Consider the following 12442-nt stretch of genomic DNA (forward strand, 5'->3'; position numbering starts at 1 on the left):
TGCTCACTTTTATTACCTCTTAGGCTTCGACCAGCATACGGCCGCGCATCTCCATATGTAGTGCATGACAGAACCAGTTACAGTAATACCACTGTACACCGGGTTTATCAGCGATAAAGGTAATTGATGCTGTCGCCTGTGGACCAATCTCCATCTGTGCGCCATGGTTTGTCATACAGAAGCCATGGGTCACATCCTCGACCATATCTAAGTTGGTCACCACAACCGTTACTTCGTCGCCTAGTTTCACTTTAAATTCATTTAAGCCGAAAATAGGTGCCACCGATGTCATATAAACGCGCACTTTTTTACCGTCACGGATCACCTTATTCTGAGTCATCACGTCAACACCGTCTTTTTTGGCCATGGCAACGGTCTCAGCAAAAAGAGGATCATCACGTGTCCATAAGCGCTTAGGTTTTAGCTTGCTGCGGTGTACAATCATACAGTCATGCGGTTCGGCAAATGTCGGACCGTCATGCACCAGCTTCATCTCATCACCGGAAATATCTATCAGCTGATCATTCTCAGGACGAAGCGGGCCAACCGGCAGGAAGCGGTCTTTAGAGAACTTACACAGCGAAATCAGCCACTTACCATCAGCATCTCGAGTTTCACCCTGCGATGTATGGTTATGACCAGGCTGGTAATGCACATCGAGTTTCTGGCGAAGATAATTCACCTTTTCACCGTTATGCGCTTTAATGGCATCTTCTACATTCCATTTTGCAATCTGGCTGTCCAGGAACAGGGTGGTGTAGGCGTTGCCGCGGTTGTCAAATGCAGTATGCAGCGGCCCTAAACCTAATTCAGGCTCGGCAACAACTGTTTCACGGCCTTTGATTTTGTCAGCAAACAGATCGTCTAACTTATCGATGGCAATAACTGAAACAGTAGGAGACAACTTGCCGTTAGCCACAAAGTATTTACCGTCTGATGAGGTATTGAGACCATGCGGTGATTTTGGTACTGGAATATAACGGGTAACATCTGAACCTTTACGGCCGTCTATTACCGGCACATTATTACCGTTGTAGGTTTTAAATTTCCCCGCTTTGACAGCAGCTTCACAACGCTGCAGATTAAATACAACCACATGATCACGTTCAGCAGAAATCATCTCCCCCAGCGTCATACCCATTTCTGAGTTATAACAGGTAGAAGCAAAATATTTACCGTCATAATCCGCATCGGTATTATCTAAGTTGCCGTCAACCATTACCTGGAAAGCAACTTCCATAGATTCAGCATCAATAACATTAAATAAAGAACGGTAAGTACTAACATCTTCCAGCGTAGATTTGCCGTTATTATCCATGGGAATTTCAAATTCACTGTTACAGATAACATATTTTGTGTAGGGCACTTTCTGTACACGCATACCATGAATCGCCTGCACATTCGGAATGGTGATCATCTTATCGGTTTTCATCACATCACAGCGAATACGTGCAACACGGCTGTTGGCTTTATCATTAATAAACACGTATTTACCGTTGTAGTGCCCGTCAGTCATACTCATATGCGGGTGATGAGAATCACCGGCGAGAAGATGCGCACTGTCACCTTTAACACGTTTACTTTCGTTAGTTAATCCCCATCCCGTCGCACTGTCGATATTAAAAACAGGAATACGCATTAACTCGCGCATTGACGGAAGGCCCATAATACGAACTTCACCTGAGTGACCGCCGCTCCAGAAACCGTAATATTCATCCAGATCGCCGGGATGGACAAAGGGACTGTTGCCAGCTTCCGCTGCATTGGCTTTCGCCGTCGCTGCAAACATAGCGGCAGTCATCGGAGCCGCGGCTACACCGACACCAATAGCAGCTGTTTTACCAAAAAACTTACGCCTCTCTGCATTCGGCAGTGTCTCTTCTTGTGGTAGATCAGTTTTATCTTCACTCATGCTTACATCTCCATCCTGTTGTTGTATATGACTGTGATTAACCTGCTGTTCATACTTACTGAAACTAAAATCAATATTAAAAATCTCATTAGAAACTTTAGCTGATCAATAAACTTCTGCTTTATACTTCCTTGATTTCTATCTCTGACTTATCTTTTTTACGTTTTTTTATAAGCTGACTTTTTCTTTATAGCTGCCGGGCACTTTTACACTTCCTTGATTTCTATCTCTAATGCTTGTTTTTTACGTTTTCCATAAGCTGACTTTTTCTCTACAGATGCCGGACACTATTACACCTCTTTTATCTCTATCTCTAACTTATCTTTTTTACGTCTTTCATAAACTGATTTTTTCTCTACAGATGCCGGGCACTATTACACTTCCTTGATTTCTCTCTCTAATGCTTGTTTTTTACGCTTTTTATAAGCCATTTTTTTCAGCGGCGGACATTTATCTTCATTGTAATAAGTGATCTGGCAGTCTAAGCAGTAATGGCATTCACGCATATTAATTACCCCGTCAGGATGAATAGCCTGAATTTCACACTCCTTAGCACAAGTCTTACAAGGCGAACCACACTCAGGACGGCGCTTTAACCAGTCAAATAAACGCACACTGTTAGAAACAGATAAAGCGGCGCCTAAGGGACATAAATAACGGCAGAAAGATTTACGGTTAAACAGATTGACTGTCAGCAGCAGCAGAGCCCAGGCGACAAACGGCCATTCACGGTCAAATTTAAGCAGGAAGGTCGTTTTGAAAGGTTCAACTTCAGCAAACTGTTCAGCAAGCGCTAAGGAGTCTAATGAAATACCAAACAGAGCTAATAAAATAAGATATTTAATCGCCCATAAACGTTCATGCACAGCCCATGGAAGCTCTACCTGCGGGAGCTTAATATGACGAGCAAACACATTGAGTAACTCCTGCAGCGCGCCGAATGGGCATAACCAGCCGCAGTAAACCGCACGTCCCCACAACAACATAGTCGCGGCGGCAGCACACCATAAAATAAAGATAACCGGATCTAATAAAAACAGGTCCCATGAAAAACCTTTAAACAGAGCCTGCAGGAAGGTAAATACATTAACCACGGAAAGCTGCCCTCCCCATGACCAGCCGATAAATACTACCGTTACCGCTAAAAATCCATGACGCAGGTTATGCATAAATGTGGGATGTCGAACCAGGATATCCTGGAAAAACAGGATCAGCAGCAGTATTACAATCAAAGCAGTCAGTACAATCACTTCAACTTGATGCTCAAGCCAGACCTGCTCACTTAAAGTCAGCTCAGGCTCAGGATAAACAGCAGGCGGTGTATCCACATACTGCGCCAAAACATCATAACTGCCTTTAAAACTACTGAACAAGCTGTCAACCGGACCGGTTTGTCTGCGCACCAGCAGCTCTATCTGCCAGGAGGCACCGGGATCAAACTCATGAAAATCCTGTACTTTAAATACCGACATCTCTTTAAATTTCGGGGCGCCGCTGCTGAAAAGATCAGTTACACGGCTATGGTCTAAATCTCTAAAAGAAATTTCATTATTATTCTGATGAAGCTGAATACGGTCGAAAATACCGCCGCGTACATAACCTGAACCTTTAAAAGAATAACCGTTACCAAATACTGCAATTAAATGCTCACCCGCTTTTAACTCCCTGGTTAACCAGGCATAGTCGGAATCACTGAAAAGGTTTTTACCTATGCTGGGAATATCAGCAACAGCATAATAGAGCTCGGCAAACATCGCTTTATTTTCAGAAACTGGCACATTATCAACATCTTCGGCTTGTGTGCCGACAAACGCTTTTTGTACTGCCTCATTGGTTAAATACAGTTTTCTAATTGAACCGTCACCAGTCAGCTCCAGCCAGTCTTTTTTTACAAAAACATCTTTTTTAATGGTGGAAACAGGCTGGATAACATCGGACTTTTTCTCAATTAAGCCAAGAGATACAGCGGCTTTGGAGGCTGCTTTAGTAATCGCTGAATTCATCACCATCACAGTAACTGTTGCCCCTGATAAACCGTCAACAGGTACATATCCCTGACTGGCTTTACCTCCCACTTTTATACGGTCAGAGATCAGAAGACCGGCATACTGATCTACAAAATCCCATAGTTTCTTCTCTGGAATACCCGCTAAAATAATCGGCTCATGGTGCTCTAATACTTTTGCTGTGACATATTTTCCAGCAGGATCAATGATTACCAGCATATTGACCGGTTCACCAGAATAAGCAGGAATTTTTGCAATATCGTTGGTTTCAAACGCATAACCTAATATCTGCGAGTCCTGATAGATGGTCCATAAAAGCGGATCACCTTGTTTCTCGGAAATTTTAGTTAACTGCGGAAAAGCTTCCTGAATAAATGGAACGGGATCCTTAGGCGGGCTGACAAACAGAGCAAATGCGCAAAAAGAGCTGCTGATAAAAAACAGAAAGAGCATCAGCAGCCGCAGTGCGGCTTTATAGACTTGTGAAAAATTCATAACTTAACTTCCAATGTTTTGTACAGCATACGAATACCCGAGTGAAATAGTAAGACTCATTTGCAGCGGCTAAATTGACCGCAGTCAATAAAGTTACCAGTTTGTTATTAACAGCCGGTGCTTTTGTGATCCAGCAGTGCCGGGAAATACCCTTAAAAAGCAAGTGGTTATTGCTAACAGGCATAATCAGCATCATTTTGTAACGCACTGCACCCAACAATTAATTAACACAAAAACGAAGATAAGGCGGGAATAAGAGGCTGCTGTTAAAGCTCCAAAATTTACAGCAGCTTTACAGATAAACTCACAGCATCCCCAGTCTAGCCATAATAGTTCCACAATGAGTATAGAAACTAAACTGAGGAGAGCTGTTGTTTTGGTCATAATAATGACCGACACAAATGACAAAGATCACATTAAATACAAAAACATAGCAAACTTCGAAAAGCTATTTAGGATCTCCCTGCTGGTCTGTATTTTTAGATTTAGCCTGACCGCTTAAAGTTGCTAATAAATCCATCGGTATCGGGAAAACAATGGTGGATGTTTTCTCATTGGTAACTTCTGTTAAGGTCTGCATATACCTCAACTGCACCGCATTTGGTGCCTGATTTAATACTAAGGCCGCCTGTTTTAATTTTTCCGAAGCTTCCAGCTCACCGGTTGCATGAATCACTTTGGCACGTCTGACCCGCTCAGCTTCGGCCTGCTTCGCTAAAGCCCGGATCATGCTTTCATCAAGATCCACATGTTTAACTTCAACCGTCGCTATTTTTATACCCCAGTTATCGGTCTGTTTATCTAAAATAACCTGGATATCTTTATTTAAACGGTCCCGCTCAGCTAACAGCTCATCAAGTTCATGCTGTCCTAATACCGAACGTAATGTAGTCTGCGACAGCTGACTGGTTGCTTCAAAATAGCTTTCTACATTGTTAATCGCCATCTTAGGATCAACCACTCGAAAATAAACCACGGCATTCACTTTAACCGAAACATTGTCCCTGGTGATCAGATCCTGAGTCGGCACATCTAAAACAATTGTCCGCAGATCCACTCTCACCATCTGTTGAATAATAGGAATCAAAATAACTAATCCAGGCCCTTTGACCAGATAAAAACGTCCGAGAAAAAACACCACGCCTCGTTCATATTCACGCAATACTTTAAACATACTGATCAGCAGTGCGACAACAATAATTACAATACTTGCTACGCTATATATCATCATGACTTCACTCCTTGTAAAAAAGTCAGCCGACTATTTATCTTTAATCTGCTGAATTTCCTGTTCTGTTATTAAAGCGACCTGTAACCATAGCCCTGAAACAGCCTGAACGGCCGCCAGCTGACCTTCCTGTAAATCCCCGCTGCTGCGCGCCTGCCAGGTTTCACCGCCGACTTCCACCCAGCCTTCCCCCTGAATAAAATCGTTAACAACAGTTGCAGTTTGTCCCACCATACACTCGACACCGGTAGTGACGGTTTTTCTTCTAACCCGCAGCAGCATACCAATAATGACAAAGGTAAATAGCACTGAGGTAATGGAGAATCCGGCAATTAAAGGTTTAGCAATCTGAAACGCAGGCATCTCGCTGTCCATTAAAAAGACTGAACCAAGCGAGAAAGCGGCAATACCTCCCAGCCCGAAAATACCGAAACTTGGACTGAAAGCTTCAGCTGCTAATAAGGCAATTCCCAGCAGGATCAGTGCTAAACCTGCATAATTTACCGGCAGCATCTGCAGTGCGTACATGCCCATTAATAAGCAGATACCGCCTAATACACCGGGTAAACCAAGACCCGGGTTATAAAACTCCAGCAGTAACCCATAGATGCCTATTAACATTAGAATATAAGCAACATTTGGATTAGTTATTGTGGCAAGAAAAGCAAAGCGCCAGTCAGGTATTCGTTCAACAAAATCCACCTGCCCTAAAACCAGCCGTGTTTCAACTCCTCTAATTAAAACCCTGCGTCCGTCAGCAAGTTTAACTAACTGTTTAAGATCATCAGCAATAAAATCAATCACATTCTCAGCCAGAGCTTCCTGCGCATCTAAGCTGGCCGCTTCCGTGACCGCCTTTTCAGCCCACTGCTCATTTCGCCCGTGTAATTTTGCTAATCCTTTAATATAGGCTGTGGCATCATTAATTACTTTTTTTTCCAGATTGCTTTTAGCAGAAACTTTTTTATTTTCTTTCTCAGGCTGACTTGCTGGTTTATCGCTTTCCTGTGCCTGATTATCCTTCTGCTCTTGTCCCGGAGAAGGTTTAGGCCCCTGAATACCAATTGATACGGGAGTTGCCGCACCTAAATTGGTGGCATTGGCCATAACAGCAAGATGGCTGGCAAATAGAATATAAGTACCGGCACTGGCGGCCCGAGCCCCCGAGGGACCAACCCATGTAGCAACTGGAACAGATGAAACGGTAATGGCGCGGATAATATCGCGCATTGCAGAATCTAAACCGCCGGGCGTATCCATTTTAAGAATCACCAAGCCGGCACGGCTCTGATTTGCTAAATCCAGTTCTCGGCTAATATAATCTGAAGATGCAGGACCGACAGCTCCATTTACAGGAATAATCCAGACCTCGGAAGCCGAAACAGTGAAAGAACAAAACACAGAAAGTAACAGTAAATAAACAGGCAAAATCTTCATACTAGCCCTCCGGTTATTCTGTCTGTTAGTTAAGTCTAGTTCAGTTAATAAAGAGCGTGGCTCTCTAGTTACAGATAAAATCCCTTAAGCCAGAAACAAAAAAACGCAGTATCCGATTTCTCAGATACTGCGCTTGTTAAAAAACGAATTACAAGTTTAGACTAATATGGTGACAGAACATCAAGAAGAGTAAACACTAACTTGCAGACTTATTAATTTGTCATTTTCGGCAGCAGCAGGTTTAATGTAATAGCAACTATCCCGCACAGACTCACCCCCTGCAGGCTGAAAGTACCAAAACCAAATGCCATACCACCGATACCGAATACTAATGTTACTGAAACAATACATAAGTTACGCGCATTAGAAAGGTCAACCTGGTGACGAATCATGGTATTTAAACCAACCGATGCAATGCTGCCGAACAGTAAAATCATAATGCCGCCCATAACCGCAACCGGAATAGTCTGCAGTACTGCGCCGAACTTACCAACAAAAGCCAGGCAGACGGCAATAACAGCAGCCCAGAGCATTATCTTAGGATTAAAGTTTCGGGTCAGCATCACTGCCCCCGTTACTTCAGAGTAGGTTGTATTAGGCGGACCACCGAATAAAGAAGCGGCACTAGTGGCAAATCCGTCACCAAACAGGGTACGGTGCAGACCTGGTTTTTTCACGAAGTCTTTACCCGTTACATTACTAATAGCCAGGATATCGCCGACATGCTCAACTGCCGGCGCAATAGCAACCGGGATCATAAATAATACCGCATGCCAGTTCCATTCAGGAGCAACAAAATTCGGCATAGCCAGCCATGGTGCGTTAGCAATCGCAGTAAAATCTAACACTCCGAAGAAAAACGACAGTGTGTATCCCACTATTACGCCGCAGAAAATCGGCACTAATTTAAAGATACCTTTAGCCATGGTTGATACTAACAGTGTGGTCAATAGAGCAGAAAGTGAAATAATCATTGCAGTATTCTGTTCAATCAGTACAAAGCTGCCGTCCCCCGCTTTACCGATTGCCATATTCACAGCAAGCGGTGCAAGCCCGAGGCCGATCACCATTATCACCGGGCCGACAACAACCGGCGGTAATAAACGGTGAATAAAATCCACACCACGCAGTTTAACCGCATAAGACATCAGCATATAAACCACACCCGAAACAAACAGACCCGACATGGTGGCAGGAATACCCCAGGTTTGAATTCCGTATGCAATCGGCGCAATAAATGCAAAAGACGAGGCTAGAAAGATCGGCACCTGTCCTTTTGTCACTAAGTGGAATAATAAAGTACCGATACCCGCTGTAAATAGAGCAACATTAGGATCTAACCCGGTAATTAACGGCATTAATACCAGAGCACCAAATGCAACAAATAACATCTGTGCACCGGCGAGGGCTTGTTGTACAAGATTTAAATTTGCGGTGATATCTTCAATAGGCGGGGCTGCTTGTGCATCTAATTCCTGCATAGAATTAGTCGACATATCGTTCTCCAAAAGGTTAAAACAATACTGCAAATCACATCATTGTGACGGCAGTATTGTTGTTCTTTAAGCTGTCAATTGACAAAAACTGAATGTGAACTTAGCTCCGGTTTAGAACCAGGCTAAGTTCCTGCTCACTTACCCTGTTCAGACAGCGGCAGTATATCTACTCTTTTTTATTTAGTGCCGAAGATCTTGTCACCAGCATCACCTAGGCCAGGTACGATATAACCCTGTGCATTCAGATGACTGTCAATCGATGCAGTGTAAACTTCGACATCCGGATGTGTTTCTTCTAATGCTTTTAAGCCTTCAGGCGCAGCAACAAGAATTAATACCTTGATATTTGTACAGCCGTTTTCTTTAATTAAATCCAGCGTTGAAATCATTGAACCGCCCGTTGCCAGCATAGGGTCAACAACTAATGCTAGACGTTCGTCAATCTGGCTGACTAATTTAGAGAAGTACGGTACCGGCTCAAGTGTTTCTTCATCACGGTAAATACCAACAACACTTACTTTTGCACTCGGCATATGCTCAAGAACGCCGTCCATCATACCTAGACCGGCACGTAAAATAGGCACTACCGTCGCTTTTTTACCTTTAATCTGCTGAACTTCAATTTCACCGTCCCAGCCTTGAATAGTTACATCTTCAAGTTCTAGATCTTTAGTTGCTTCATAGGTTAATAAGCTTGATACTTCGCGTGCTAATTCACGAAAACGCTTAGTGCTGATGTCACCTTCACGCATTAAACCAAGTTTGTGTTGAACTAACGGGTGTTTAACTTCGACTACTTTCATTTTTCTCTCCAAATACAAATTTCAAACTGAACAAGGCTGATACCAAATCCGATACTTATCTACTCATTTATGCGGGTAAAAATGAATGCTAGCTTCGTTATTGATTTTGCAATTAGAGTAACTAGTTACTGCAATCAATGCCTTACTTTCATCCATTTTTCCTACGCCTAAATAAATCATCTAACTAACAAAATTGGTATATCAAAACAACTTTTAAAAAACTGTGGTAAATCATGATTCCTTTTATAAAAAATAATTTTAATTATAAAGCTGCGGATAATCCACATTTACAAATAATCTCAGGGTATAAAAAAGGCCTGTGATTTTCACCACGAGCCTTTTATTTGCGTATCTTAACTGTCGTAAATAAACTGTCTGTTAATTATTATTTAAATTAGTGGCGCCGATTTTATGAATCGAAACATCCGCACCATTAAATTCATCTTCCTGGCTGAGTCGAATCGGCATAAAGTGATTAACTGACTTGTAAACTATAAAGCCACCGAGCAGTGCGGCTAATACACCCGCAATCGAGCCGATTAACTGGCTGATAAAACTAACTCCGCCTAAACCACCGAAACTTTCCAGGCCGAAAATACCGGCAGCAATGCCCCCCCATAGGCCGCACACGCCATGTAAAGGCCAGACACCTAATACATCATCGAAACTGCTGAATTTATTCTGTACGTATGTAAACAGCCATACAAATAATCCGCCGGCAACTAGTCCTGTCACTAACGCCCCCATCGGATGCATAATGTCAGAACCGGCACAAACCGCGACTAAACCGGCTAATGGTCCATTGTGAATGAAACCCGGATCTTTTTTACCGACCACTAATGAACTGAGAATGCCGCCGACCATTGCCATTAATGAATTCATCGCTACCAGGCCGCTTATACCTTCAATTGCCTGTGCTGACATAACATTAAAACCAAACCAGCCGACAGATAAAATCCATGCACCAAGTGCTAGTAGAGGGATATTTGAGGGAGCAAATGCAACAACTTTTCCACCGCGGTAACGTCCGTTACGGCTTCCGAGAATCATAATTGCAGCAAAAGCAATCCAGCCGCCGACAGCATGCACAACTATTGATCCGGCAAAATCATGAAATCCTGCACCAAAGCTGTTTTCAAGCCAGCTCTGAAAGCCGTAGTTGCCGTTCCAGATAAGACCTTCGAAGAAAGGATAAATGATGCCGACACATAACGCGGCGGCGATTATCATAGGGTTAAAACGAGCACGCTCTGCAACACCACCGGAGATAATGGCTGGGATAGCAGCAGCAAAGGTCATTAGGAAGAAAAACTTAACTAATTCATAACCATTGTTCTCGGCTAATACAGCGGCACTGTCGAAAAATGTAACTCCGTATGCAAGCCAGTATCCGAAAAAGAAATATACTAATGCCGAAACACCAAAATCCGACATGATTTTAACTAAGGCATTCACCTGGTTTTTATGGCGAACTGTACCTACTTCTAGAAACGCAAAACCGGCATGCATGGCAAACACCATGATCGCACCCAGTAAAATAAAGAGTGTGTCTGCGCTGTTTACTAATGCTGTTACATGATTTTGAACCGAATCCATTCTTTCCTCTTTCAATTAACAGTGAAATTTATAGGATCTTATCTTATCTCTGCCCCGTTAAACAAGCTTCTATACATATAGTTACAAAATATTACATAAACAGATACTTTAGGGGTAGTAAAAAAAGAGTGTGCAGATAATGCAGTGATAACTTAAAAAGACAGGAGCCTGCCTCCGCTTCAGATTAAGCAGAGGCAAGGGTAAAGGGGTCGGATTAGTTACTTAACAGGCTTTTGTGTTTTATTGCGTAAACGATCCCGGTAATTATCTTTGGCAAGTTTCTGCAGATCTTCAACATTATCACTTTCATCGACAATTTCACGACCGAGCAGTGTCTCAACCGCATCTTCCAGTGTTACCACGCCGGCAGTTTGTCCAAAATGATCTTCCACTAAAAAGAGATGCTCATGACGCTTAATAAACAGATCTAATAAATTTAAAACAGGAAAACTCTCTGATATACGGTGCAGCGGCATTTTAATATCTTTTAACAGCGTATCACCGCGCCCCTGACGTTCACACTCGTACAACTCGCCTTTGATAATTATGCCGGAGATAGTATCAATGCTCTCTTTATAGACAGGGATACGAGTAAAAAAGGAAGTCTGCTCTGCACTGAGTGCTTCTTTAACCGTCATCATTTCCGATAATGCATGCACTACACTGCGGGGAGTTAAAATATCTTCAGTTTTTGCTTCACGCAGTTTCAGAATATTTTCCACAAGCTGGTTTTCCTGCGTTGCAATTGCGCCCTCTTTATAACTAAGTGCTGTAAAAGCCAGTACTTCTTCACGGCTGATTGAGTCGTCTCGATTACCGCTGAATAAACGTGTTAAAAGAGTTGATAACCACACCAGCGGGAAAACTAATTTAACTAAAAAGTTGATCACATATGCAGACGGCACGGCAAGCTGGCGCCAGAAAGTCGCTCCCAGCGTCTTAGGTATAATTTCAGAGAAGTATAAAATAGCCAGGGTTAATAAAAATGCGATTAATGTTTCCCATCTATCTCCGTATATGCGGATAGCCTGTGCACCGACACCTGCGGCCCCCATGGTATGGGCAAAGGTATTTAAAATAAGAATACTGGAGATTGACTGATCTAACTGCTTTTTAGTTTTTTCTAAAGCACCAGCGCCGGTTGGTTTGGTCTCTCTTATTTGTGCAATATAGGTAGGTGTAACGGATAATAATACAGCTTCAAGAATTGAACATATAAACGATATGCCGATTGCCAGTATTAAATAGATTACAAGTAGGGTCATTTATTTTTATTTACTCTGTTTAGAATTGGGTAGATATTGTAACTAATATTTGCGAAAAGAAATACACTGTTTATTAAATAGCAAAAAAAAACCCTAAGTTCGTTAAAACTTAGGGTTTGATTTGGCTCCTCTTGCTGGGCTTGAACCAGCGACACACGGATTAACAGTCCGTTGCTCTACCAACTGAGCTAAAGAGGAATTGTT

At 42.7% G+C, this 12442-nt stretch carries 8 protein-coding genes and 1 tRNA gene; all 9 read right to left on the reverse strand.

Features of this window, described 5'->3' with window-relative positions:
* Nucleotides 1-19 precede the first annotated feature (19 nt).
* The 9 genes from nosZ to G337_RS0123455 all read right to left on the reverse strand — a co-directional run bounded on the left by nosZ (nucleotide 20) and on the right by G337_RS0123455 (nucleotide 12436).
* Entirely contained in the window at nucleotides 20-1912 is a 1893-nt protein-coding gene (nosZ, locus tag G337_RS0123415; RefSeq protein ID WP_028866001.1) for a TAT-dependent nitrous-oxide reductase, read from the reverse strand.
* 374 nt (nucleotides 1913-2286) lie between these two features.
* Nucleotides 2287-4413: a transcriptional regulator NosR gene (gene nosR, locus G337_RS0123420; RefSeq protein WP_028866002.1), complete on the reverse strand. Its 2127-nt coding sequence runs from the start codon at nucleotides 4411-4413 to the stop codon at nucleotides 2287-2289.
* A gap of 448 nt (nucleotides 4414-4861) precedes the next feature.
* Nucleotides 4862-5644 (reverse strand): slipin family protein, encoded by a 783-nt coding sequence (locus tag G337_RS0123425; RefSeq protein ID WP_028866003.1) that lies wholly within the window; start codon nucleotides 5642-5644, stop codon nucleotides 4862-4864.
* A gap of 30 nt (nucleotides 5645-5674) precedes the next feature.
* Nucleotides 5675-7078 (reverse strand): NfeD family protein, encoded by a 1404-nt coding sequence (locus tag G337_RS0123430; RefSeq protein WP_028866004.1) that lies wholly within the window; start codon nucleotides 7076-7078, stop codon nucleotides 5675-5677.
* 212 nt (nucleotides 7079-7290) lie between these two features.
* Nucleotides 7291-8574, reverse strand: a complete 1284-nt coding sequence (locus tag G337_RS0123435; protein ID WP_211235838.1) for a uracil-xanthine permease family protein — start codon at nucleotides 8572-8574, stop codon at nucleotides 7291-7293.
* 176 nt (nucleotides 8575-8750) lie between these two features.
* On the reverse strand, nucleotides 8751-9377 hold the full coding sequence (gene upp, locus G337_RS0123440; protein ID WP_028866006.1) for a uracil phosphoribosyltransferase: 627 nt from the start codon (nucleotides 9375-9377) through the stop codon (nucleotides 8751-8753).
* Nucleotides 9378-9755: 378 nt separating this feature from the next.
* Nucleotides 9756-10973: an ammonium transporter gene (locus tag G337_RS0123445; protein ID WP_028866007.1), complete on the reverse strand. Its 1218-nt coding sequence runs from the start codon at nucleotides 10971-10973 to the stop codon at nucleotides 9756-9758.
* A gap of 218 nt (nucleotides 10974-11191) precedes the next feature.
* The gene (locus tag G337_RS0123450; RefSeq protein WP_028866008.1) at nucleotides 11192-12238 is read right to left on the reverse strand and encodes a CNNM domain-containing protein; all 1047 of its coding nucleotides are present in this window, start codon (nucleotides 12236-12238) and stop codon (nucleotides 11192-11194) included.
* Nucleotides 12239-12360: 122 nt separating this feature from the next.
* Nucleotides 12361-12436, reverse strand: a tRNA-Asn gene (locus G337_RS0123455).
* Between the last annotated feature and the right edge of the window lie 6 nt (nucleotides 12437-12442).

Origin of the sequence: Psychromonas aquimarina ATCC BAA-1526, from assembly GCF_000428725.1 — a bacterium.
GTDB lineage: Bacteria > Pseudomonadota > Gammaproteobacteria > Enterobacterales > Psychromonadaceae > Psychromonas > Psychromonas aquimarina.